Source organism: uncultured Sphingopyxis sp. (genome assembly GCF_900078365.1).
Lineage (GTDB): Bacteria > Pseudomonadota > Alphaproteobacteria > Sphingomonadales > Sphingomonadaceae > Sphingopyxis.
Genome location: NZ_LT598653.1, coordinates 2,423,630 through 2,447,768 on the forward strand (window position 1 = coordinate 2,423,630; position 24,139 = coordinate 2,447,768).

Genomic DNA, 24,139 nt, shown 5'->3' on the forward strand with positions numbered 1-24,139 from the left:
CGGGCGGAAAGTCTCAGCGGCTCCAGCGTGCGAAAATCGCGGTCGGCAGCAACAGCCCCCGCGCTTCCTCGCGCACCGCGAGTTCGCCGCACTCGACCTTGCCCGGCAGGTCGGCGAAAAGCTGCGCGAGCAACTCGCCGATCGCTAGCGCCGACATGCGCACGGCATAGACGGTCAGGAACAGCGCGCGGCTGTCGGCGTCGAGCAGGCGGCGACAGTCGGCGAGCAGCGGCGCGAGCCCCTCCTCGATCTGCCACCGCTCGCCGCCCGGGCCGCGTCCGAACTTCGGCGGGTCGAGCAGGATCGCATCGTAACGCCGCTCGCGCCGCACTTCGCGCGCGGTGAATTTCCCCGCATCGTCGACGATCCAGCGCACCGGCTTGTCGGCCATGCCGGCGAGCGCGGCGTTCTCGCGCGCCTGCCCCACCGACTTCTTCGACGCATCGACATGCGTCACCGACGCGCCCGCGGCGGCGAGCGCCTGGCTGCCGACGCCGGTATAGCCGAAGAGGTTGAGGAAGGCGGGGTCGGTCTTGTCCGCAACCTGGCCGCGCAGCCAGTCCCACACCGGCGCCATGTCGGGAAAGAAGCCGAGATGGCGAAAGGGCGTGCATTGCGCGGTGAAACGCGCCTCGCGCCACGCGAGCGGCCAGCCTTCGGCGGGGACCGGCTTGTTGTAATACCAGCGCCCTCCGCCATCGTCGTCCGAAGCCGGAATGAACTCGCCGTCGGCCTTGTCCCATTCGCTGGTCGGCAGCGCGGGCGCCCACATCGCCTGCGGCTCGGGGCGGATGAAGCGATAGCGGCCATAGCGTTCGAGCTTGCGCCCGTTCCCGCTGTCGACCAGCCCATAATCGTCCCACGCCTCGCCGACGAGCGTGACGAGGGGCAGCAGATCAGCCACGCGCGGCTTCCGCCAGAATGAACGCCTTCACCGCGTCATAGTCGCCGGGAAGCTTCGTATAGCGTTCCTCGCGCTCGAACAGATTGCCGAGCCGCGCGGGCAGCGGCGGGCGCACGCCGGTCGCGCGCTCGACCGCCTCGCGGAATTTCGCGGGATGCGCCGTCGCCAGCGTGACGACTGGAATGTCGGCATCGATCTCGAGCTGGCGCGCCGCGGCGAGCCCGACCGCGCTGTGCGGGTCGATCACCTGCCCGCCGCGCTCCTGCGCCCAGCGCAGCGCAAGCGCCATCGTGTCGCCATCGATGCTCGCGCTCGAAAACAGGTCGCGCGCGCCCGCGAGCATGTCGGCGGGGATCGTCATCGCGCGGTTCGCATCGAACTCGCCCATCATCGCGGTGATCGCGGCGCCGTCGCGCCCCGCGAGGTCGAAGAGCAGCCGCTCGAAATTGCTGCTGACCTGAATGTCCATGCTCGGCGTCGCGGTCGGCGTCACCGCGCCCGCGCTGTAATCGCCGCTGGTGAGCGCGCGGTGGAGAATGTCGTTGACGTTGGTCGCGACGACGAGCTTTGCGATCGGCAAACCCATCTGCGCCGCGACATAGCCCGCGAACACGTCGCCGAAATTGCCCGTCGGCACGCTGAACGCCACCGGGCGGTCGGGCCCGCCGAGCCGGATCGCGGCGTAGAAATAATAGACGATCTGCGCCATCAGCCGCGCCCAGTTGATGCTGTTCACCGCCGACAGCGTGACCTGGCTCCGCGCCTCTTCGTCGCCGAACAGCCGCTTCACCATCGCCTGCGCATCGTCGAAGCTGCCGTCGATGGCGATATTGTGGACGTTGGGCGCAAGCACCGTCGTCATCTGGCGGCGCTGGACGTCGCTGACGCGGCCTTCGGGGTGGAGCATGAAGATGCGGATATGCTCGCGCCCGGCGACCGCCTCGATCGCCGCCGATCCCGTGTCGCCCGAGGTTGCGCCGACGATCGTGATGTCGGTATCGCCGCCCGCGAGGAATTTCTCGAACAACTGGCCCAGCAATTGCAGCGCGACGTCCTTGAACGCCAGCGTCGGCCCATGGAACAGTTCGAGCAGCCAGTGGCGGTGGTCGAGCTGAACGAGCGGCGTCACCGCGTCGTGGCTGAACCGACCATAAGCGGCCTTGCAAAGTCCGCGCAGTTCATCTTCGCTCAGCGCGCCCGCGACGAACGGCGCCATCACCCGCACCGCCGTCTCGACATAGTCGAGCCCGGCGAGCGCGCGAATTTCGTCGCGGCTCAGTTGCGGCCATTTGGCCGGAACATAGAGCCCGCCATCGCTGGCAAGGCCAGCGAGCGTCGCGGCACGAAAGTCGAGGGTCGGCGCGGAGCCGCGGGTGCTGATATATTCCATGGCGGCCCAGCGCCTAGCGTTATGGGCTCAAGGCCGCAAGCGGCGACGGACGGCCAATATATAGATGACGAGTGCTGCGGCGGCGAACAGGAACCATTGTACCGCGTAGGCGAGATGATTGTTCGGCGTATCGTCGGCCGAGGGCACCCCGCTCGCGCGCAAATTCGCGACCGGCGCATCGGCGACGAGCATCGCGCGCGCGGGCACCGCCTTGCCCGTCGCGCGCTCCATCACCGTCGGCTGCTCGGGACCGGGAACGATCGTTCCCTGCACGATTCCGCCTTTCCATTTCGGCGGCGCGAAATCGTCGCCGATGCCGACGTCGACGAGCACGCCGGGCCCTTCGGCGCCCGTTCGGCAATCGGCGATCATACGGATGCCCGACCGACCCTTGCGGTCCGTCCCGCTGCGCGGGTCCCAGCGCACCGGATCGAGGCACACGACACTGCTCTTGCGATAGAGCATCGCGTCGGGAACCGGCGGCAGTTCGGGATAGGCCACCAGCGACGACATCGCCATATTGCGCTGGTAAAGCGCGATCAGGGCTTCCTTCTCGCTCTTGCGCTGGAGCTGCCAGACACCGAGCCCGATCATCACCGCCACCGCTGCGAGCACGAGCAGGGTCGGGATCAGCGGCCAGCGCCGCGCTGGCTGTTCGACCGCGTCAGTCATCACCCTTGTCCACCCGCCGCCCCTCGGCGGCCTGCCGCTGATGTTCACTCGCGAGCAGCGCGCCCTTGCCGACGCGCAGGCCATAGACGACCGCGACGGCGGTCAGCGGCACCCACAACAGCACATGAACCCAGATCGGCGGCCTGACCATGGCATCGAGCGTCAGCGCAATCACGACCAGCAGCGCGCCGATGATCAGCGTCAGAAACGCCGCCGGCCCGTCGCCGACATTATAGCTGCCGAAATCGAGCCCGCAGACGCGGCAGCGCGGGGCGAACTTCACCGGCCCCTCGAACAGCGTCTGCGCCCCGCACTGCGGGCAGAGGCCAAAAAGGGCAGCGCGCGCGATCGGCGGCTGCCCCTTTTGCGGTTGATTGTCCATGGACAATTTAGTGCGCGGCGACCGGCGCGCCCCAGCCGCCCCAGACATAGACGATGATGAAGAGGAACAGCCACACGACGTCGACGAAGTGCCAGTACCAGGCCGCGGCCTCGAAGCCGAAATGCTGCTGCGGCGTGAAATGGCCCTTATAGGCGCGCACGAGGCAGACGATCAGGAAGATCGTGCCGACGAGGACGTGGAAGCCGTGAAAACCCGTCGCCATGTAGAAGGCCGAGCTATAGTTGCTCTGCCCGAAGCCGAAGGGCGCGTGGGCATATTCATAAGCCTGGATCGTCGAGAAGACGACGCCGAGGATGATCGTCAGCCACAGGCCCTTCTTCAGGCCTTCGCGGTCGCCGTGAATCAGCGAATGGTGCGCCCAGGTGATCGTCGTGCCCGAGCAGAGCAGGATCAGCGTGTTGAGCAAGGGCAGCGAGAAGGCGTCGATGACTTCGATGCCCTTCGGCGGCCACATGGTTATCGCGTCGGCGCCGTCCTGGCCGAAGAGCGACGTCACCGCGCCCTCGGCATATTCGATCGGCACGGGGAAGAGCGAGAAGTCGAACCAGGCCCAGAACCAGCCGACGAAGAACATCACTTCCGACGCGATGAACAGGATCATGCCATAGCGCAGGTGGAGCTGGACGACCGGGGTGTGGTCGCCGGCATGCGCTTCGTTGATGACGTCCGACCACCAGCTGAAGAAGGTCGCGATCACGCCCATGAAGCCGAGGCCGAGGACCCATTTGCCGATGCCGCCGAAATGGTCGGTGTGCATCGCCATGACGAGCCCGAAGAACATCACGAGCGCAGCGACCGAGCCGATCAGCGGCCAGACGCTGGGATTTACGAGGTGATAGTCATGATGTTTGGCACCGGACATGGCGTGTTTCCCGTTTTTTGCAGCCCCGGCATGACGATTCCCCATCATCCGCCGGCCTTGTTAGACTCTTGCTCGCGGCCTTAGCTCGCCTTTTTATCCCCGTCTACAGGATGGAAGGTGTAGCTGAGGGTGATTTCCTGCACGTCGCGCGCGTCGGGGTCGTCCTTGATCTTGGGATCGACGAAGAACAGCACCGGCATGCGCATCTGCTGCCCCGGTTCCAGCCGTTGCTGGGTGAAGCAGAAGCATTGGATCTTGGTGAAATATTTGCCGGCCTGATCGGGCGTGACGTTGAAGCTCGCGGTCCCGACGACGGGCTCGGCCGAATTATTCTCGGCGATGAAGATCGCCATGTCGCGCGCGCCGATGCTGACGGTGTCGGTCGGATGCTCGGGATAGAATTTCCACGGCAGGTTCGGCGAGACATTGGCGTCGAAGCGCACCGAGATCGTGTCCGAAAGGATTTCCGGCTCCGCCGCCGCGGCGACGGGGTCGTAGCGCTGCGTCGTGCCGCCGAAACCGGTCACGCGGCAGAAGAGATTGTAGAGCGGCACCGCCGCGAAGCCGAGGCCCACCATCGCGAGCGCGAGCAGCGCGGCGAGGCTGGCGGTCTTCGCGTTGGGGGACAGGCGGCCGATCATGCGAAAATCTGCATCTTGGCGATGGTGATGAAGAAAAACAGGATCGCGAGCGCGCCGAGCATCCACGCCATCATATTGGCGCGGCTGCGCTGGCGGCGGCGGTATTCGGCCTCATCGAAGGGCTCTTGGGTCGGTTCGTCGGTCATAGCGGCCACCAGTGATCGGCGACGACGGCGCCGAAAAGAATGAAGAGATAGGCGATCGAATAAGCGAACAGCCGCTTTTCGGGCTGCATCCTGTCGCCCTCGCCCGTGCGGCGCGTACCGACCTGGATCGACAGCAGCACGAAGACGGCCGAGAGGATCACCGCGGTCCAGCCGTAAAGCGCGCCGGTGTAGCCGAGCGGCCACGGCGCGATCGCGCCGATCGCCATGATGATCGCATAGAAAAGGATCTGGCGCCGTGTCGATTGCTCGCCCGCGACGACCGGCATCATCGGAATGCCCGCGGCGGCATAGTCCGACCGCACGAACAGCGCGAGCGCCCAGAAATGCGGCGGGGTCCACAGGAAGATGAGCAGGAAGAGCAGCACCGGCAGCGGCGCGACCGATCCCGTCGCGGCGACCCAGCCGATCAGCGGCGGAAAGGCGCCCGCCGCGCCGCCGATGACGATATTCTGCGGCGTCCGCGGCTTCAGCCACATCGTATAGACAAAGACGTAGAAGAGGATCGAGGCGGCGAGCAGCAAGGTCGCCTGCCAGTTCGACGCGAACAGCATCAGGAACAGCGAAAAGGCCGCAAGCCCGACGCCGAACTGCAATGCGGTCTGGCGGCCGAGACGTCCCGCGGGAAGCGGCCGCCCGGCGGTGCGCTTCATCTTCGCGTCGAGCCCCGCCTCATACCATTGGTTGAGCGCGCCCGACGCGCCCGCGCCCAGTGCGATCGCGAGGATCGACGAAAAGGCGAGCACCGGATGCACCTCGCCCGGCGCCGCGAGCAGCCCGCACAGCGCGGTGAACACCACCAGCGACATGACGCGCGGCTTGGTCAGCGCGAACAGGTCGCGCCAGTCGGCGGGGAGCGCCGTTTCGCCATGGGTCAGGCTCTGCGCCATGTTTACTCCAGCCCGAAAATCATGCGCCCCCTGCCGTCGCGGCAGGGGGCAGCACAAATCAGGCGATACGCGGCAGTTCGTTGAACTGGTGGAACGGCGGCGGGCTCGACAGCGTCCATTCGAGCGTCGTCGCGCCTTCGCCCCACGGATTGTCCGCGGCCTTCTTGCCCGCGGCCAGCGACCACAGGATGTTCGCGAAGAAGATCAGCACGCCGACGCCCATGATCACATAGCCATAGGACGAGATCAGGTGCCAGAAGGCATAGGCTTCCGCATAGTCGGGATAGCGGCGCGGCATGCCCTGCTGGCCCAGGAAGTGCTGGGGGAAGAACAGGACGTTCACGCCGATGAAGAAGATCCAGAAGTGCAGCTGGCCCAGGAACTCGCTGTACATCCGGCCCGACATCTTCGGGAACCAGTAATAGAAGCCAGCGAAGAGCGAGAAGACCGCGCCCAGCGACAGCACATAGTGGAAGTGCGCGACGACATAATAGGTGTCGTGCAGGTTGGTGTCGACGCCGCCGTTGGCGAGCACGACGCCAGTCACGCCGCCGACGGTGAACATGAAGATGAAGCCAAGCGACCAGACCATCGGGGTCTTGAAGCTCATCGAACCGCCCCACATCGTCGCGATCCAGCTGAAGATCTTGATGCCTGTCGGGACCGCGATGACCATCGTCGCCGCGGTGAAATACATCTTCAGGTTCACGCTCATGCCGACGGTGAACATGTGGTGCGCCCACACAATGAAAGACACGACGGCGATCGCGACCATGGCGTACGCCATGCCGAGATAGCCGAACACCGGCTTGCGGCTGAAGGTCGAGATGATCTGGCTGACGATGCCGAAGCCCGGCAGGATCATGATGTACACTTCGGGGTGGCCGAAGAACCAGAAGAGATGCTGATAGAGGACGGGATCGCCGCCGCCCGCCGCATCATAGAAGGTGGTGCCGAAGTTGCGGTCGGTCAGCAGCATGGTGATCGCCGCGGCGAGCACCGGCAGCGCGAGCAGCAGCAGGAAGGCGGTGACGAGCACCGACCACACGAACAGCGGCATCTTGTGCAGCGTCATGCCCGGCGCGCGCATGTTGAAGATGGTGGTGATGAAGTTGATCGCCCCGAGGATCGACGCCGCGCCCGCGAGGTGGAGCGAGAAGATCACCATATCGACCGAGGGTCCGGCCGAGCCGCTGGTCGACAGCGGCGCATAGACCGTCCAGCCGGTGCCGGCGCCAAGCCCGCTGCCGCCGGGAACGAACATCGACCCGACGAGCATGAAGAAGGCGACGAAGGTCAGCCAGAAGGAGACGTTGTTCATCCGCGGAAAGGCCATGTCGGGCGCGCCGATCATCAGCGGCACGAACCAGTTGCCGAAGCCGCCGATCATCGCGGGCATGACCATGAAGAACACCATGATCAGGCCGTGCGCAGTGATCATCACGTTCCAGAAATGCTTGCCCTGCACCTCGCCCGCCGAGGCGTCGAAGAATTGCGCCCAGCCGGTCAGATACTGGACGCCGGGATGCGCGAGTTCGAGACGCATCATGCCCGAAAGCACACCGCCGACGATGCCGGCGACGATCGCGAAGATCAGATAGAGGGTGCCGATGTCCTTGTGGTTCGTCGACATGAACCAGCGGACGAAAAAGCCCGGCGTGTCGTGGTCGTGGTCATCATGCGCGTGATCGGCGTGGCCGTGCGCGGGTGCAGTCGCTGCAATATCGGTCATCTGTCGGACCCCTTGTTAATTCTTGGCGGCCGGCGCGGCGGCGGGAGCCGCTGCGGGCGCAATTTCGGGTGCGGCTTGGGCGGGGGCGGCAGGCGCCGGCGCGGCGGCGGACGCGGCCTCCGGACCGGCAGGGTTGCCGCCCTTCGAACGGACCCACGCTTCCCACTTGTCGACCGGCAGCACTTCAACGGCGATCGGCATATAGCCGTGATCGACGCCGCACAGTTCCGAACACTGGCCGTAATAAACGCCGACCTTGTTCGCGGTGAAGGTCGTTTCGTTGGCGCGGCCAGGGACCGCGTCCATCTTGGTCCAAAAGGCGGGAACCGCGAAGCTGTGGATCACGTCGGCGCCGGTGATGATCAGCTTCACCTGGCGGCCGACGGGAACGACCATGCGGTTGTCGACGGCGAGGTGATAGGGCTCGCCGGCGGCTTTGGCCTTGTCCTCGGGCAGCATCTTCGAGACATATTCGCCGATGCCCTGGTCGGGATAGGCATAGCCCCAATACCATTGATAGCCGGTGACCTTGATCGTCAGCGCGTCCTTCTTCGGCGGTTCATATTGCGCCGCGAGCAGGCGGATCGACGGCACCGCGATCACCGCGAGGATCAGCACCGGAATCGCGGTCCAGATGATCTCGATGAAAGTGTTGTGCGTCGTCTTCGACGGCACCGGGTTCGCCCTGGCGCGATAGCGATACATCACCCAGAGCAGAAGGCCGAGGACAAGCAGCGTGATGAACGTGATCACCGGCAGCAGGATGACATGGTTGAAGAAATAGGCCTGCTCGCCGATCGGGCTGACCTGCGGCTGGAAATCGATGCCCGCATCGACCGGCTGGCCGACGCCGGGGGTCGGCTTCATCGGGACATAGGCCGCATCGCCGGCCGGCGCCGCGGTCGGAGCCGCCGCATCGGTGGCGGCCGGAGCCGGATTCGCCGGAGCCGTTGCCGCGGGTGCTTCGGCCGGAACCGCAGCCGGTGCCTGCGCATGGCCGGCGCCCATCGCGCCGAACGACAAAGCCGCCGCAATTACAAGGGATTTCAAGCTCTTCATAAGGATAGTGCCGCCCGTTGCCTGTTGTATTTATGATGGTCCAGCCTGCCCTTCCCCGCTGCCGGACATACACCCGCGCAGCCATCGGACAGGCTGAATCTCGCGGGCGCTATAGACCCGCTTGCCGCTTGCCTCAAGCATCTCTAACACTATTTTGCGGCTGGCAAATCTTCGCCGCGCAAACCCGCTCGCCCGCCAAGGGCGGCACACAGGACAAAAGAATAATCCTCCATGACCGACGATGAAATCCTGGCCGAATTCCGTGCCGCCGACGCCTTGCTCCAGGGCCATTTCCTTCTCTCCTCGGGCCGCCACAGCGAATATTATCTGCAATGCGCGCGCGTGCTGATGGATACCGAGCGTGCCGGACGCCTCGCCGCCGCGCTCGCGGCGAAGCTGCCGCGCGACCTGCGCCAGGCGATCGACATCGTCGTCTCGCCCGCGATGGGCGGCGTCATCATCGGCCATGAAATGGGCCGCGCGCTCGGCAAGCCCGCGATCTTCGTCGAGCGTCCGACCGGCACCTTCGAACTGCGCCGCGGCTTCGCCATCGATCCCGGCGCGAAGGTGCTGATGGTCGAGGATGTCGTCACCACCGGCCTGTCGTCGCGCGAGGCGATGGAGGCGGTGCGCGCCGCGGGCGGCGAGGTGATCGCCGAAGCCGCGCTGGTCGACCGCTCGGCGGGCAGCGTCGAGCTCGGCGTGCCCTTCTATCCGCTCGTCGCGATCAATTTCCCGACCTATGCCGCCGACGAACTGCCCCCCGAACTCGCGGGCACCGAGGCGGTGAAGCCCGGCAGCCGGAGCAAGGCGGCTTGACCGGCCCCTCCCCCTCGCGCCTGCGGCTCGGCGTCAACATCGACCATGTCGCGACGATCCGCAACGCGCGCGGGGGCGAGCATCCCGACCCGGTGCGCGCGGCCGAGATCGTCGCGGCGGTCGGCGGCGACGGCATCACCGCGCATCTGCGCGAGGACCGGCGCCATATCCGCGACGACGATCTCGCGCGCATCCAGGCCGCGACCGACCTGCCGCTCAATCTCGAAATGGCGGCGACCGACGAAATGCTCGCGATCGCGCTGCGCCACAAACCGCACGCCGCGTGCATTGTCCCCGAAAAGCGCGAGGAGCGCACGACCGAGGGCGGGCTCGACGCCGCGGGGCAGCACAATCACCTCGCGCCCATCGTTTCCCGGCTGAACGACGCAGGCATCCGCGTCAGCCTGTTCATCGAACCCGACCCGCGCCAGATCGAGGCGGCGATGCGCCTTCGCGCGCCCGTGGTCGAATTCCACACCGGCCGCTATGCGCATGTCGAGGGCGAGGAACGCGCCAAGGAACTCCGCCGCCTCGCCGACGCCGCCGCGCTCGCGTGGAAGAATGGCATCGAACCGCACGCGGGCCACGGCCTCACCTATGACAATGTCGTCCCCGTCGCCGCGATCCCGCAGCTCGCCGAGCTCAACATCGGCCATTATCTGATCGGCGAGGCGATCTTCACCGGCCTCGAAGATGCTGTGCGGCGGATGCGCGATCTGATGGACGAGGCGCGAGGGTGAGCATGAAGGTGCTTCCCATGAAATCCTCCCTGTGGCCGCAGGCCATGGGGAGGTGGCAGCGCGAAGCGCTGACGGAGGGGCGTTTGGCACCACGGTCACGGCCCCTCCACCATTCGCTTCGCGAACGGTCCCCCTCCCCATCGCTTCGCGACAGGGAGGATTTCAGTTGATCATCGGCCTCGGCTCCGACCTCTGCAATATCGAGCGCATCCAGGCATCGCTCGACCGCTTCGGCGCCCGCTTCGAACAGCGCGTCTTCACCGACGTCGAGCGCGCCAAGGCCGCGCGCCGCCCCTTCACCCGCGCGGGCACCTACGCCAAGCGTTTCGCCGCCAAGGAGGCCTTCTCGAAAGCCGTCGGCACGGGCTTCAAGCGCGGCGTGTTCATGAAGGACATCGGCGTCGTCAACGCCCCCTCGGGCGCCCCGACGCTCGCGCTCACCGGCGGCGCCGCCGAACGACTCGCGCAGATGATCCCGTCGGGATACAGCGCGCACATCCACCTGACGCTGACCGACGACCATCCCTGGGCGCAGGCCTTCGTCATCATCGAAGCAATCAAGGACTGAACGACCAATGGCGAAGCGCGGCGCGAAAAGCACGACAAAGGATGACGGCGGCTGGGGCAAGCTGATCCGCGATGTCGTGGTGATATTGCTGCTCGTGCTCGGCATTCACAGCTGCGTCGCCAAGCCCTTTTATATCCCGTCCGATTCGATGATGCCGATACTGCGCAATGGCGACCGGCTGATCGTCAGCAAATATCCCTATGGCTGGTCCTATTCGTCGGTCAGCTTCCACCTCGCCCCCAAGGTCGCGGGCCGGATCTTCGGCAAGCTGCCGCAGCGCGGCGACATCGTCGTGCTCGAACATCCGGTGACGCGCATCGACTATATCAAGCGCGTGATCGGCCTCCCCGGCGACACGATCGCGCTCCGCAACGGCGAACTCAGCATCAACGGCAAGCCGGTGAAGCGCGAGGTTCAGCCGATGCTGTCGATCCCCGTCGATCCCAACCTGCCCGGCCCCGACAGCAGCCTGTACCGTTTCGTGAACCGCGACGCGGGCGGCAAGCCCGTGCTCGAACTGCCGATCGTCCGCGAAACTCTGCCCGGCGGCGCGAGTTTCGACACGATCGACATGGGCCCCGGCTATGCCACCGACGATTACGGTCCCGTCACCGTGCCCGCGAACCATCTGTTCCTGATGGGCGACAACCGCGACGGCAGTGCCGACAGCCGCGTCGACACCGTCCAGAAGGGGCTCGGCGGCCCGGTCCCCTTCGACGCGATCGCCGGGCGCGCCGAGATCATCAGCTTTTCGACCGACGGAACCGCCGAATGGTATAATCCGCTGAGCTGGTTCGGCGCGCTCAGATCGGGCCGCGCGGGAACCGATCTGCGGCCTGAACGTCAGGGCAATTAGAGCAACGGGGAACAGGACATGGCGGCGACAAGGAAGACGACTGCTACGCGTTCCGACGCCGCCGCCAAAGCCGCCATGCACGCCGAAGCCCCCGGCCCCACCGAAATCCGCAGCCAGCTCGTTCGCACCGAGCTTTTGAAGGCGGGCGTATGGCTCGGCCTCGCGCTGCTGATCGGCGTGTGCATCGTGCTGATCCAGCCGATCCTGCTGATCTTCGCCGGCATCGTGATGGCGTCGATGCTCGATGGCGGCACGCGCCTCCTCGGCCGCATCCTGCCGATCGCGCGCGCCTGGCGCCTCCTCATCGTCTGCGTCTCGCTGCTCGCCTTCCTCGGCTGGACGATCCTGTTCGCGGGCTCGCAGATCGCCGATCAGGCCGCGACGCTGCAGACCGTCGTGATGGCGCAGGTCGAACGCATCGCGGCGTGGGCGAGCGAGCATGGCATGGGCAATTTCCAGCTCGATACCAAGACGATCACCGACAATATCGCGGGCACCGTCGGCCGCGTCACCGCCGCGGTCGGCACGGTGCTCGGCGGGCTCACCAGCCTCGTGATGATCATCGTGCTCGGCATCTTCATCGCGATCGAGCCGCGGCTCTACGAACGCGGCGTCGCGTGGATGCTGCCGATGAAGGCGCGCGAGAATTTCTACATCACCACCGCGCGCATGGGCTTCACGCTGCGGCGCCTGATGGCGGGCCGCCTGCTCGGTATGCTCGTCGAAGGGATCGGCACCTGGCTCGCCTGCCTCGCCGTCGGCATCCCGATGGCGGCGCTGATGGGGCTGCTCACCGGCCTGCTCGCCTTCATTCCCAATATCGGCGCGATCGTCTCGGGCGTGCTGCTCGTCCTCGTCGGTTTTTCGGCGGGGACCGACACCGGCCTCTGGGCGATCGTCATCTATTTCGTCGTCCAGACGGTCGACGGCTATCTGATCGTCCCGATGGTCGCGAAGAAGACCGTCGACCTCGCCCCCGCGCTCGTCCTCGGCGCGCAGATCCTCTTCGGCGCGCTGCTCGGGCTGATGGGCCTGTTCCTCGCCGACCCGATCGTCGCGATGATCAAGGTCGCGCTCGAACGCGAAGCCGAGCGCAACGCGGGCGCGGCCGAAACGAAAACAGCGGCGGGCATCTAAGCCAAAAAAACGTCGCCCCCGCGAAGGCGGGGGCCGCTATCGGCATGGCGCAAGGCGGCCAGCGGCCCCCGCCTTCGCGGGGGCGACGGATATTCGTTACGGCTGCGGCGCACCGGGCGGCGGGCCCGCCGGACCGCCCGGAGCACCCTGCATCATCTGTTGCTGCTGCATCTGCTGCATCTGCTGCTGCATCGCGCGAACCTCGGCCTCCGAACGGAAGTCGAGCAGCGTCACGTCGAAGTGCAGCGTGCTGTTCGCGGGGATCGGCCCGACCGCGCGGTCGCCATAGCCGAGCTGCGGCGGAATGCTGATCTTGTATTCGCCGCCCTTCTTCATGCGCGTCAGCGCTTCGGAAAAGCCGGGGACGACCTGCGCGACCTGCATCGGCGCCTGTTCGTTGGAATCGAACACCGTGCCGTCGTCGAGCTTGCCTTCATATTTGACCAGCACGACATCGGCCTTGGTCGGGCTCGGCCCGGTCCCTTCCTTGACGACCTCGAACCCGATGCGCGGGGTCATGTGCCAAGCGAAGGCGGCCGCCGCGCCGATGAGCGCGAGCACGCCCAGCCACATCAGCCACAGCCCGCCCTTGCTCACCGGGCGCAATGGAACCGTCGTTACGCTCATCTTGGCTAATCCTTCCGCTGCCCCGGCCGGGGCGAAAATGCTGGCGAGGCCTATAGGCGGTGCGGCGCTGGGCGGTCCAGAGGCAATATGCGCGCACCGCGGTTATCCGCTGGTGTCGGCTTTGGAGTGGAGAGCTGCCATTCTCTACCTTCGTCATTCCCGCGAAAGCGGGAACCCAGCGTGGGATCAGCCTACGCGCGCTCTGGGTCCCCGCTTTCGCGGGGATGACGATGTAAGAGGCCGCAACCGGTCGGTTCCAGCCCCTCGTCATCCCGGACTTGATCCGGGATCCATTCCTTCCACGCTGCGTGAATGGACCCCGGATCAAGTCCGGGGTGACGATGAAACATAGGTCCGCTTCCAGTCGAAACCCGCCATCCCGAATCCAACGAAAAAGGGCGCCACGTTGCCGCGGCGCCCTTTTTTCGATCAGGATCCCGAACGGGAGACGGTCTTACTTGATACCGTCGCGCTCCATCCGCTTGCGCTCCATCTTGCGGGCGCGGCGGACGGCGGCGGCGTGCTCGCGGGCACGCTTTTCGCTGGGCTTCTCGTAATGACGGCGCAGCTTCATTTCGCGATACACGCCCTCACGCTGCAGCTTCTTCTTGAGCGCGCGAAGGGCCTGGTCGACATTATTGTCGCGAACGATGATCTGCATATGCCGTGTCGTCTCCTGTTCGTCAGAACGGTTCGGGTCACCGGTGCGTCCGGTCCGCCGTAAACCGCCGATATTCGGGCAATAAAAAGAGCGCCGCGAAAGCGCGACGTTCCGATGTTGCGCCAACTAGAGGGATTCGCGCCGAAATGCAAGCCCAAAGGCGGCGAACCGCGCCGGCCGCGCCCCGATCGCACAACCGGACCGCCCCGCCCTCGCCGGGATTGTGCCCGGCCGGTGGCTTGTGGCATAGGTAGCAGGACGAAACCAATCACGACAAGGGACAGGCAAATGGCGACCCAGCTCAAGCGCAACAGCAAATATAGCGAAGCCGAATGGACGGCGCGGCAGGAGCTTGCCGCCTGCTATCGCATCTTCGCGATGATGGGCTGGGACGAGATGATCTTCAACCATATCACGGTGAAGGTGCCCGACGAGGAAGGCAGCTACCTCATCAACCCCTATGGCATGCACTTCAGCGAGGTCACCGCGTCGAGCCTGATCAAGATCGACATCGACGGCAACAAGGTCGACGAGGACAATCCCTGGCACGTCAACAAGGCGGGCTTCGTCCAGCACAGCCTGTTCCACCGCGTCCTGCCCGACGCGCACGCGATCATCCACACTCACACCACCGCGACGACCGCGGTCTGCGCGCTCGAAGGCGGGCTCCAGCCGGTCAATTTCTATGCCTGCAACTTCGCCGGCCAACTCGCCTACCATGATTTCGAGGGCGTGACGGTGCGCGAGGAGGAAGGCGAGCGCCTCGTCCAGAATCTCGGCGACAAGCGCATCCTGATGCTGAAGAATCACGGCCCCGTCGTGATGGGCAAGACGCTGACCGAGGCCTTCATCAAATATTGGGCGCTCCAGCGCGCGTGCGAGATTCAGCTCGCGACGATGAGCATGGGCAAGCCGATCGTCGTTCCCGACGAGGTGATCGCGGTCCACCAGCGCGACCTGTTCATGGCCTCGATCCCCGGGCAGGCGGGCAAGGCCGAGTTCGACGCGATGGTGCGCAAGGTCGACAAGATCGACACGAGCTGGCGTGACTAATATTTTTCCGTCATTGCGAGCGAAGCGAAGCAATCCAGAGCGGTTTACGCGGGCCCTGGATTGCCGCGTCGCCTTCGGCTCCTCGCAATGACGAAGCCTTGAAGAATATGGCAGTCTCAACCCGAACGATCGGCTATTGATCCCTGCATGACGCGATTCTCGGTCAACGACCGCCCGGTCGAATATCGCATGGACCCCGAAACGCCCCTCTTGTGGGCGCTGCGCGACGCGTCGAACCTGACCGGGACCAAATATGGCTGCGGCACCGGCGACTGCGGCGCCTGCACCGTCGACATCGACGGCGAGGCGATTCGCAGCTGCCTCGTCACCATCGCCGAGTGCGAAGGCCGCTTCGTCACCACGATCGAGGGGCTGTCGCGCGACCGCAGTCATCCGGTGCAGCAGGCGTGGGTCGCCGAACAGGTGCCGCAATGCGGTTTCTGCCAGTCGGGGATGATCATGTCGGCCGCCGCGCTGCTGCGCGCGAACAGCAACCCCAGCGATGCCGAGATCGACGCCGCGATGACGGGAATCTGCCGCTGCGGCACCTATCCGCGCATCCGCACCGCGATCCGCCTCGCCGGCCGCGTGATGCGCGGGGAGGAGCGCATCGCCGCCGCCCCGCCCCCCGGCATCCGCCCCGAAGACGCCGCGCGCGCTGTCCCCGCGCTGCGCCCGCCACGCGGCAGCTGAACGCACCCGTTCATCTATGTGAACCGGAGGCAACGGCGTGGTCAGCCATCGATCATCTTGCCAATGGTAAGAATCGCTTCATCATCCCGGCTGGCGTCTCCAGCAACGGGACATGAGTTGGAGAATGGCGAGATGAAGAAGATGTTCGGAGGGTTGCTGATCGCGGCGACGATCCTGACCCCCATTGTCCCGGCCGCCGCGCAGGCGCCCGGCGAAAGGATCCAGATCGCGCAGCGCGGCGACCGTGGCGACCGGGGCTCACGCGGCCCCGAGGCGCGGCGCGGCGGCAATCGCGGCGGCGAAGCCCGTCCGCAGCGCCAGCGCAGCGAGCAACGGCAGGTCCAGCGCCAGCAGCGCAGCGAAATGCGTCAGCGCGGCAATGATCGGCAGGCGCAGCGCCAGCAGTGGCGACAGCGCGGCAACGATCAGCAGCGCCAGGCCCAGCGCCAGCAGTGGCAACAACGGCAGGCCGAGCGGCAGCGCGGCGGCAGCTACGACCGCAACCGCGACGGCCGCACCGATCGCCGGTGGGATCGCAATCGCGACGGCCGGGTCGACCGTCAGTGGGACCGCAACCGCAACGGCCAAGTCGATCGCCGCTACGATCGCAACCGCAACGGCAACCTCGACCGCCGTTGGGACCGGAACGACAATAATCGCGTCGACCGCCGCTACGACCGCAACCGCAACGGCTATGTCGACCGGCGCTATCGCGACGGCCGCCACGACCGCTGGGATCGCAACCATAACCGCTGGAGCCGCGACTGGCGCAGCGACCGCCGCTACGACTGGCGCAGCTATCGCGACCGCCACCGCAGCCACTACCGCCTGCCCCGCTATTACAACCCCTATCGCGGCTATGGCTACACGCGGTTCAGCATCGGCTTCACCTTGGGTTCGCTCTTCTACGGCCAGCGTTACTGGATCAACGATCCGGGCTATTACCGCCTGCCGCCCGCCTATGGGGGCTATCGCTGGATCCGCTATTATGACGACGCGCTTCTGGTCGATACCTATTCGGGCGAAGTGGTCGACGTGATCTACGACTTCTTCTGGTAATTTCCTTTCGGTTATCAGATGACAAACTGAGGGGTCGGCTCGCCGGCCCCCTTTTTTTGGGACCCTGCTTTCGACCGGAAGCGGACCTATCTTTCATCGTCACCCCGGACTTGATCCGGGGTCCATTCACGCCAGCGCTGAAGGAATGGATCCCGGATCAAGTCCGGGATGACGAATGTCTGAGACCGGCCGAAACTAGCCGTCGCCCCCGCGAAGGCGGGGGCCGCTGTCGGTATACGCAGCGCCTCTGAGTAAGCCCGCTAGCGGCCCCCGCCTTCGCGGGGGCGACGGTTAAAGAGGGGCGTCCGCTTCCCCACCCCAAAACCGACATTCCTCACTCCCCCCTTGCCCTCCCTCGCCCGCTCCGCCACGGTAGCGCGATCAGACAGGGGAGATTTCATGCGTAAATTGGGATTGGTCGCGGCAGCGACGCTGGCGCTGCTCGGAAGCACGGCGCACGCAAAAACCACCATCATCTATGCCGCCCGCGTCATCACCGACGCCAGCAAACCCGCTCAGGGCCCCTCGACCGTCGTGGTCACCGACGATCGCATCACCGCGATCACGCCCGGCCGCGCCGAGGCGCCTGCGGGCGCCGAAATCGTCGACCTCGGCGACAAGACCTTGCTTCCCGGCCTCGTCGACCTCCACGTCCATTTGACCGGCGATCCGGGCGGCGATTATCGCAGCGAAGCCGTCAATCCCGACGAATGGGGCGTCGTCGTCGGCGCGAAAAACGCCGCGATCACCTTGCGCGCCGGCTTCACCACGGTGCGCGAGGCGGGGTCGGCGCAATATACCGCCTATGCGCTGCGCCGCGGCACCGCGAACGGCTTCATCGAGGGGCCGCGCATCGTCGCCGCAGGCCCGGCGCTGTCGATCATCGGCGGCCACGGCGACGTCACCGGCTTCCGCGAGGATGTCCACGATGTGCTCGACACGGGCTATACCTGCACCGGCGCGCTCGAATGCGCCGAAAAGGTGCGCAAGGCGTCGCGCGCCGGCGCCGACGTCATCAAGATCACCGCGACCGGCGGCGTCCTGTCGCAGCAGGCGCGCGGGCTAGAGGGCCATTTCACCAGCGCCGAGCTCCAGAGCATCGCCGACACCGCCCATTCGCTCGGGCTCAAGGTGATGGCGCACGCGCATGGCGCGGGCGGCATCACCGCCTCCGCCGCGGCGGGGATCGACAGCATCGAGCATGGCACCTTCGCCGACGACGCGACGCTGAAGGTGATGAAGGCCAAGGGCACCTATCTCGTCCCGACGCTCATGGCGTTCGAAGGGATCCGCGAGCGGCTCGGCAAGGGTGTCTACACCCCGGCGGTCGAAAACAAGGTGCGCATGACGCTCGGCGACGTCGGCAAGGCGGTGACGCGCGCCAAGGCGCTCGGCGTGCCGATCGCCTTCGGCACCGACGCGGGCGTATTCGAGCATGGCCGCAACGGGCAGGAGTTCGCGCTGCTCGTCAAATATGGCCTCACGCCCCGCGAAGCCTTGGCGAGCGCCACGACGGTCGCCGCGAAACTGCTGTCGATGGAAAGCGAGATCGGCCGCATCGCGCCGGGCCTGTCGGCCGACATGATCGCGGTGAGCGGCGATCCGCTGGACGACGTCACCGCGCTCGAAAAGGTCGATTGGGTGATGGCGCGCGGCCGGATTGCGGAGTGACCATCGGGCGCCGCGCGCCCGTCGGTTCCGGGTTATTTGACACGGCCGGGCGCGTGGTTCACCCTTGGGTCTTCACTCACAGCCAAAGGAGATTGACCCGCCGCCTTGCGGGCATGACGCTATGCGCCAATTCACGATACAAAGCCTCTCGACCGCCGATTCCATCCCTTTCCTCGCCGACCTGCCGCCCTGGGCCGAAACGCTGATCGCCTTCGGCATCCTCGCATCCCTCGCGTGGCTCGCCAATTTCATCGTCAAGCATATCGTGCTGCGCATCTTCACCCGGTGGCTGCCGCACGAAGGGCTCACCCCGCTGCCCGTCGCGGCGCGGCTTGCCAATATCGTGCCAGCACTCATCGTATCGAAGGGGATCGGGGCAGTCCCGAACCTGCCGCCCGCCGCCGTCACCGTGATCAGCAACGTCGCCGCCGCGTCGATCATCCTGTTCGTCGCGATGGCGATCAGCCGCGCGCTCAGTCTCGGCAACGAGATATACGACCGGCGCCCCGATGCCGCCAGCCGCCCGATCAAGGGCTATGTCCAGCTCCTGAAGATCATTCTCTACGGCGGCGCGGCCGTCCTGATCATCGCCGCACTGATGGATCAGTCGCCGGTTCTCCTGCTGTCGGGCATCGGCGCGATGGCGGCAGTGCTGCTGCTGGTGTTCAAGGACACGATCCTGTCGCTCGTCGCGTCGGTCCAGCTCACTTCGAACGACATGCTGCGCGTCGGCGACTGGATCGAAATGCCCGCGCTCAACGCCGACGGCGACGTGATCGACATCGCGCTCCACACGGTCAAGGTGCAGAATTGGGACAAGACGATCACCACCATCCCAACCCACCGGCTGATTTCGGAAAGCTTCAAGAACTGGCGCGGCATGTCCGAATCGGGTGGACGGCGGATCAAACGCTCGCTTTTCATCGACCAGAACGATATCCGCTTTCTGACCCCCGACGAAAAGCAGGCGCTGCACCGCTTCCAGCTGCTCGACGATTATCTCGGGCACAAGCAGGCCGAACTTGGCGAATGGAACGCCGCGGCGGAACGGGCCGGGCGCGACCCCGTCAACATCCGCCGCGTCACCAACATCGGCACGCTGCGCGCCTATATCGTCGCATATCTCCGCGCCAATTCGCATATCGCCAAGGGCATGTCGATGATCGTCCGCCAGCTCGCGCCGACCCCGCAGGGGCTGCCCATCGAAATCTATTGCTTCACCAACACGACCGCGTGGAACGCCTATGAGGATATCCAGTCGGACATCTTCGACCACCTGCTGGCGATCCTGCCCGAATTCGGCCTCCGCGCTTTCCAGGAGCCGAGCGGCCTCGATCTGCGGCGCGGTCTCGCGGCCTGAGCGCGACGCCGCGCGGCGAGCGTCAAGCCGCCCGCCGGACGCGTCCGCGCGCCGGCGCGGCGGCTTTCGTCCCGATCAGCGCCTCGATCTCGACCGCCTCGGCAAACTGGACGCCGACGCGATTGCCCGCCGACCAGCGCGCCTCGGCGTCGACCGGCTGCCCGGCCCCGAATTCAAGCGTCATCGGCGTTCCGGCCGGAACATTCCACAGCCCCTCGATCAGCGCGCCGCGCGACGACATATTGCGGACGATCGCCTCGTAGCGATAGCCGCCGCTGTCGATCTGGATCGTGCGGAAGACCGTCAGCCGCGGCTCGCGCGCGCTCTTGAAACCCTTGGCCTCGACGCGTCCGCCGCCCTCGCGGAGCAGCGCGAGCACTTCGCCGAGGTCCATCGGGCGTCCATAGATATAGCCCTGGACATGGCTGCACCCGAGGCTGCGGACCAGCGCGAGATCGTCGTGCGTCTCGACCCCCTCGGCGGTCGTCTCCATATCAAGCGCGGACGCGAGGCCCACGATCGAAGAGATGATCGCCGCGTTCATGCTGGTCCTGTCGGCCGCGCCGAGGACGAAGCTCTGGTCGATCTTGATCTTGTCGAACGGCGCCTTCTTGAGATAGCCGAGCGCCGAATAGCCGGTGCCGAAATCGTCGAGCGCCAGCCGCACGCCGGTGCGCTTCAGCTTCTGGAACATCGCGAGATTCTCGGCGCTTTCGTCGAGGAAGACCCCCTCGGTGATCTCGAGCTCGAGCTGCTCGGGCCGGATGCCCGCCGCCGACACCGCGTTGACGATCGTCGCCGGCAGCTTTTCATTGGCGAACTGGCGCGGCGAGACATTGACCGCGACGCGGTAGCCCGGGCCGAGCTTTGCGATCGCGGCGCAGGCCGAGCGGATGATCCATTCGCCGATCGGGACGATCAGGTTCGATTCCTCGGCGACGGGGATGAATTTCGACGGGCTGATCGTCCCCGCGCTCGCATGATGCCAGCGGATCAGCGCCTCGAACCCCGAAATGCGCTCGCTCGCGACATCGACGATCGGCTGATAGAGCAATTGCAGCTCGTCCTTCGCCAGCGCGTCGCGCAGCGCGTCCTCGATCGCCTTGCGCTCGCTCGCCTGGTTGTGCATCGCGTCGGCATAGAAGCGATAGACGCCGCGCCCCGCATCCTTCGCGGCGTAAAGAGCGAGGTCGGCGTTGCGGACGAGCGCGGAGGCGCTCACCCCCTGCCCGTCCGAAACCGCGATCCCGATCGACGATCCGATGCGCACCTGCTCGCCCTCGATCGCGAAGGGCTTGGCGAGGCTGAGGATGATCGCATTGGCGATCCCCGCGAGCTTTTCGGGCTGACTCAGCTGCGGCACGACGATCTGGAACTCGTCGCCGCCGAGCCGCCCGACCTGCCCCTTGTCGCCGACGATCTGGGTCAGCCTTCCTGCGACCTGCTGGAGCAGCTGGTCGCCGACCGGATGGCCCAGCGTGTCGTTCACCGCCTTGAAGCGGTCGAGGTCCATCAACAGCAGCGCGCACGGCTGCGGCTGGCCGCTGTGGCTCTTCAGCGCGCGCTCGAGCAGGTCGGTGATGTGGCGCCGGTTGGCAAGACCGGTCAGCGTGTCGTAGCGCGCGAGCTGGTTGATCTCGCGCTCCGACCTCTTCTGGTCGGTCAGGTCGGTGCCGCTGCCGCGGAATCCCTGAAAATTGCCGAATTCGTTGCTGATCGGCTGGCCCGAAATCGACCACCAGCGCTCCTCGCCCGGCACCGCTGCCTGCACCGTCAATTCCTTGAACGGCGTGCGCGACGACAGGCTGAACCCCAGCGTGCGTTCCTCGCTTTCGTCCTTGCCGACGCGCTTGCGGATGATGTCGGTAAAGGGGTGGCCGAGCAGATGGGTGAGCGGCCGGTCGAGACGCGCCGCGACGGTCGGCGAAATATAGACGAGCCGTCCGTCGCGATCGGTTTCCCAGAACCAGCCGCGCCCCGCGCGCTCGAAATCGCGCACCAGACCCAGCGCGCGCTGCTGGTCGCCGATCGCGAGGCGCGCCGCGCGCGTCGCACGCCGTTGATGGCGGACGTCCTCGCGCATCATCGCGGTGAGCAGGCCCAGGAAGATGAAACCGGCGACGCCGAACGGCCACGACGCGACGCCGATCGCCCCGCCGAGCACCGTCGCTCCGGCAAAGGTGAAAAAGGCCGGCCGCACGATCGCCGCCGCCGACGCCGCGACCAGCAGCGACCCGACATGGATCGCGGTGAAGGCGTCGAAATAGCGTCCCCCGTCGGGAACCGCGATCGCGGCGAACATCGCCGCGGCGTTGAGCAAGGAACCGAGCGCGATCAGCGCCATGCACAGCATCGCCATCGTCCGCACGCGCTGCTGCGCGATCGGCCGCGGCCGGCGCATCGCCTGGCCGATCACCATCAGCGCGACGTCGCACGGCAGCCCCGCCGCCATCACCAGCCAGTGCGAGAGATGATCGAGGAAGCCGGCGGCGCCCGGCAGGAAGGCGAAGCTCAGGAAAGCGAGAACGCGGCCGATCAGCACATGATGCCACAGCTTCGCGACGCGCATGACGCCGGCGACGAACTCGGGCGAATCGAACAGCGATTCGCCCGTCGCCAGATCGCCCGCCCCCGGCCCGATGATGCTGCGCCTTACCCCCAATGCCCTGATTTTCCCGCTTTATGTGATGGCGGTTTCACTGGCCGCAGGGGGTTACCAAATCCTTACCGCAGCGCACCGATTTCCGCCGATACTGTGCCAAAACGGAGACGGTCACCGATGCAACTCGCCGGAGGATGTGGGCTTTGGAGTGGATTGACGACGTTTAGGAGTTGAGCTGGTTTCCCCTCCCGCGGGCGGGAGGGGCAGCGAAACTTGCGAACTTGTTCGCTAGTTGCAGCGGGGTGGGCAATCGCAACGTCGCCGCCCACCCAGTATCAGGTCGGATGTGCCCCCGGCACATCCTTGATCAGCCCGGGGGCTGATCAACCTGATACTCCCCTCCCGCAAGCGGGAGGGGAGAAGAACGTCCGCTACCGGCCGAAACCAGCCGTACCGCTATCGCGGTCAAAAGCCATGACCACCAAAACGGAAGGGGTTACGTTTCGGTTCGCAACTTGTTATGGTGCGGCATGCCTGCCGTCCGTCTCTTCCCGCCCGACCGCTTTTTCGACCGCGCCCAATGGTCGGCGATCACGCGCGCCTCGTCGTGGCGCGGCATCTGGCTGGTCGCGCATGCGTGGATCGTCAGCGTCGCGCTTGTCGGTCTCGCCGCCTGGTCGCAGAACCCCGCCGCCTGGCTGCTCGCGGTGGTCTTCGTCGGCGGGCGTCAGCTCGGCCTCGCGATCCTGATGCACGACGCGGCGCATGGCGCGCTGCACCCGAACCGCAAGTTCAACAATTTCCTCGGCCAATGGCTGACCGGTGCGGCGGTCGGTTCGGACCTGATCGCCTATCGCACCTATCATCTCCAGCATCATAAATTCACCCAGCAGCCCGAGGATCCCGACCTCTCGCTGTCGAAGCCCTTTCCCACCACACGCGCCAGCCTGCGCCGCAAGATGCTGCGCGATCTGACCGGGCAAACCTTCTTCAAACAGCGCATGGCGCAGTTCGGTTTCGCCTTCGCCGGCCTCAAGGCGATGCTACACGGCGAGGCGGCGCAGAAGGGCGGCGCGAGCACCAAGGCCGGCACGCCCTTCAACAAGCAATCCGACGATGGCATGACGTCACCGACGATCGACGTCGCGGGCGCGATGGCGGTGACGCGCGCGGTCGGCCGTTTCCTGATCGTCCAGGCGGTGCTGCTCGCGGCCTCGCTCGCGCTCTATGGCTGGACGCCGTACCTGCTCTGGCTTGCGGGACTCGCGACGACCTTTCAGCTTTACCTGCGCATCCGCAACATCGCCGAACATGCCTGCACGACGACCGGCAGCGAGGACCCGTTCACCCACGCGCGCACCACGCACGCGGGCTGGCTCGCGCGCGCGACGGTCGCTCCATATTGGGTGAATTATCACGCCGAGCATCACCTGTTCATGGGCGTGCCCTGCTATCGCCTGCCAGAGGTCCACGCCGCGCTCGGCCGCGCGGGTAAGCATGAAGCGATGACGATCGCACCGAATTACACCGCCGTGCTGCGGCAGGTCACCGCCGCCGGCTGAAACCCGCCACGACG

24 protein-coding genes are annotated in these 24,139 nt (G+C 66.1%); 11 read left to right on the plus strand and 13 right to left on the minus strand.

Features of this window, described 5'->3' with window-relative positions:
• Positions 1–13: 13 nt before the first annotated feature.
• From QZL87_RS11150 to coxB, 10 genes are all read right to left on the minus strand, one after another.
• Positions 14–892, minus strand: coding sequence for a class I SAM-dependent methyltransferase (locus QZL87_RS11150; protein ID WP_295326853.1), 879 nt, complete (start codon positions 890–892; stop codon positions 14–16).
• A gap of 4 nt (positions 893–896) precedes the next feature.
• Positions 897–2,294: a threonine synthase gene (gene thrC / locus QZL87_RS11155; RefSeq protein WP_295319314.1), complete on the minus strand. Its 1,398-nt coding sequence runs from the start codon at positions 2,292–2,294 to the stop codon at positions 897–899.
• A gap of 27 nt (positions 2,295–2,321) precedes the next feature.
• Positions 2,322–2,966, minus strand: coding sequence for an SURF1 family protein (locus tag QZL87_RS11160; RefSeq protein WP_295319317.1), 645 nt, complete (start codon positions 2,964–2,966; stop codon positions 2,322–2,324).
• The gene (locus QZL87_RS11165) at positions 2,959–3,348 is read right to left on the minus strand and encodes a DUF983 domain-containing protein (RefSeq protein WP_295319320.1); all 390 of its coding nucleotides are present in this window, start codon (positions 3,346–3,348) and stop codon (positions 2,959–2,961) included. The genes QZL87_RS11160 and QZL87_RS11165 overlap by 8 nt, the downstream gene beginning before the upstream one ends.
• 7 nt (positions 3,349–3,355) lie before the next feature.
• Positions 3,356–4,231, minus strand: a complete 876-nt coding sequence (locus tag QZL87_RS11170) for a cytochrome c oxidase subunit 3 (RefSeq protein WP_295319321.1) — start codon at positions 4,229–4,231, stop codon at positions 3,356–3,358.
• A gap of 80 nt (positions 4,232–4,311) precedes the next feature.
• A complete protein-coding gene (locus QZL87_RS11175; RefSeq protein ID WP_295319323.1) occupies positions 4,312–4,872 on the minus strand; it encodes a cytochrome c oxidase assembly protein in 561 nt (186 codons plus the stop codon).
• Positions 4,869–5,018 (minus strand): hypothetical protein, encoded by a 150-nt coding sequence (locus tag QZL87_RS11180; protein WP_295319325.1) that lies wholly within the window; start codon positions 5,016–5,018, stop codon positions 4,869–4,871. Before QZL87_RS11180 ends, QZL87_RS11175 begins: the two co-directional genes overlap by 4 nt.
• Positions 5,015–5,926, minus strand: coding sequence for a heme o synthase (locus QZL87_RS11185; protein WP_295319327.1), 912 nt, complete (start codon positions 5,924–5,926; stop codon positions 5,015–5,017). The genes QZL87_RS11180 and QZL87_RS11185 overlap by 4 nt, the downstream gene beginning before the upstream one ends.
• A gap of 58 nt (positions 5,927–5,984) precedes the next feature.
• Positions 5,985–7,658: a cytochrome c oxidase subunit I gene (ctaD, locus tag QZL87_RS11190; protein WP_295319329.1), complete on the minus strand. Its 1,674-nt coding sequence runs from the start codon at positions 7,656–7,658 to the stop codon at positions 5,985–5,987.
• 15 nt (positions 7,659–7,673) lie between these two features.
• Positions 7,674–8,717, minus strand: coding sequence for a cytochrome c oxidase subunit II (gene coxB, locus QZL87_RS11195; RefSeq protein WP_295319332.1), 1,044 nt, complete (start codon positions 8,715–8,717; stop codon positions 7,674–7,676).
• 231 nt (positions 8,718–8,948) lie between these two features.
• Between coxB and pyrE the strand changes: the two genes are divergently transcribed.
• From pyrE to QZL87_RS11220, 5 genes are all read left to right on the plus strand, one after another.
• A complete protein-coding gene (gene pyrE / locus QZL87_RS11200) occupies positions 8,949–9,536 on the plus strand; it encodes an orotate phosphoribosyltransferase (protein ID WP_295319335.1) in 588 nt (195 codons plus the stop codon).
• Complete coding sequence (locus QZL87_RS11205; protein WP_295319338.1) at positions 9,533–10,276, plus strand: pyridoxine 5'-phosphate synthase; 744 nt, start codon at positions 9,533–9,535, stop codon at positions 10,274–10,276. Before pyrE ends, QZL87_RS11205 begins: the two co-directional genes overlap by 4 nt.
• Before the next feature lie 166 nt (positions 10,277–10,442).
• Positions 10,443–10,844: a holo-ACP synthase gene (gene acpS, locus QZL87_RS11210; RefSeq protein WP_295319342.1), complete on the plus strand. Its 402-nt coding sequence runs from the start codon at positions 10,443–10,445 to the stop codon at positions 10,842–10,844.
• A gap of 7 nt (positions 10,845–10,851) precedes the next feature.
• Entirely contained in the window at positions 10,852–11,700 is an 849-nt protein-coding gene (lepB, locus tag QZL87_RS11215) for a signal peptidase I (protein ID WP_295319344.1), read from the plus strand.
• An 18-nt stretch (positions 11,701–11,718) separates the two neighbouring features.
• The gene (locus QZL87_RS11220) at positions 11,719–12,837 is read left to right on the plus strand and encodes an AI-2E family transporter (RefSeq protein ID WP_295319346.1); all 1,119 of its coding nucleotides are present in this window, start codon (positions 11,719–11,721) and stop codon (positions 12,835–12,837) included.
• A gap of 96 nt (positions 12,838–12,933) precedes the next feature.
• Here the strand turns inward: QZL87_RS11220 and QZL87_RS11225 are convergent, their stop codons facing one another.
• Positions 12,934–13,464, minus strand: coding sequence for an FKBP-type peptidyl-prolyl cis-trans isomerase (locus QZL87_RS11225; RefSeq protein ID WP_295319348.1), 531 nt, complete (start codon positions 13,462–13,464; stop codon positions 12,934–12,936).
• A 454-nt stretch (positions 13,465–13,918) separates the two neighbouring features.
• On the minus strand, positions 13,919–14,125 hold the full coding sequence (gene rpsU, locus QZL87_RS11230; protein ID WP_037510267.1) for a 30S ribosomal protein S21: 207 nt from the start codon (positions 14,123–14,125) through the stop codon (positions 13,919–13,921).
• A 288-nt stretch (positions 14,126–14,413) separates the two neighbouring features.
• Here rpsU and QZL87_RS11235 point away from each other — a divergent pair, with 288 nt between their 5' ends.
• The 5 genes from QZL87_RS11235 to QZL87_RS11255 all read left to right on the plus strand — a co-directional run bounded on the left by QZL87_RS11235 (position 14,414) and on the right by QZL87_RS11255 (position 19,961).
• On the plus strand, positions 14,414–15,178 hold the full coding sequence (locus tag QZL87_RS11235) for a class II aldolase/adducin family protein (RefSeq protein ID WP_295319349.1): 765 nt from the start codon (positions 14,414–14,416) through the stop codon (positions 15,176–15,178).
• A 147-nt stretch (positions 15,179–15,325) separates the two neighbouring features.
• The gene (locus QZL87_RS11240) at positions 15,326–15,871 is read left to right on the plus strand and encodes a (2Fe-2S)-binding protein (protein WP_295319352.1); all 546 of its coding nucleotides are present in this window, start codon (positions 15,326–15,328) and stop codon (positions 15,869–15,871) included.
• 132 nt (positions 15,872–16,003) lie between these two features.
• Entirely contained in the window at positions 16,004–16,930 is a 927-nt protein-coding gene (locus tag QZL87_RS11245; RefSeq protein ID WP_295319354.1) for an RcnB family protein, read from the plus strand.
• A gap of 399 nt (positions 16,931–17,329) precedes the next feature.
• Positions 17,330–18,601 carry an amidohydrolase family protein gene (locus QZL87_RS11250; RefSeq protein ID WP_295319358.1) on the plus strand — a complete coding sequence of 424 codons (1,272 nt, stop codon included), beginning with the start codon at positions 17,330–17,332 and terminating at the stop codon, positions 18,599–18,601.
• Between the two features lie 121 nt (positions 18,602–18,722).
• Complete coding sequence (locus QZL87_RS11255; RefSeq protein WP_295319361.1) at positions 18,723–19,961, plus strand: mechanosensitive ion channel domain-containing protein; 1,239 nt, start codon at positions 18,723–18,725, stop codon at positions 19,959–19,961.
• A 22-nt stretch (positions 19,962–19,983) separates the two neighbouring features.
• On the opposite strand, the gene QZL87_RS11260 is transcribed toward QZL87_RS11255, so the two are convergent.
• Positions 19,984–22,623: an EAL domain-containing protein gene (locus tag QZL87_RS11260; protein WP_295319362.1), complete on the minus strand. Its 2,640-nt coding sequence runs from the start codon at positions 22,621–22,623 to the stop codon at positions 19,984–19,986.
• A gap of 470 nt (positions 22,624–23,093) precedes the next feature.
• Between QZL87_RS11260 and QZL87_RS11265 the strand changes: the two genes are divergently transcribed.
• Entirely contained in the window at positions 23,094–24,125 is a 1,032-nt protein-coding gene (locus QZL87_RS11265; protein ID WP_295319364.1) for a fatty acid desaturase family protein, read from the plus strand.
• Positions 24,126–24,139 lie beyond the last annotated feature (14 nt).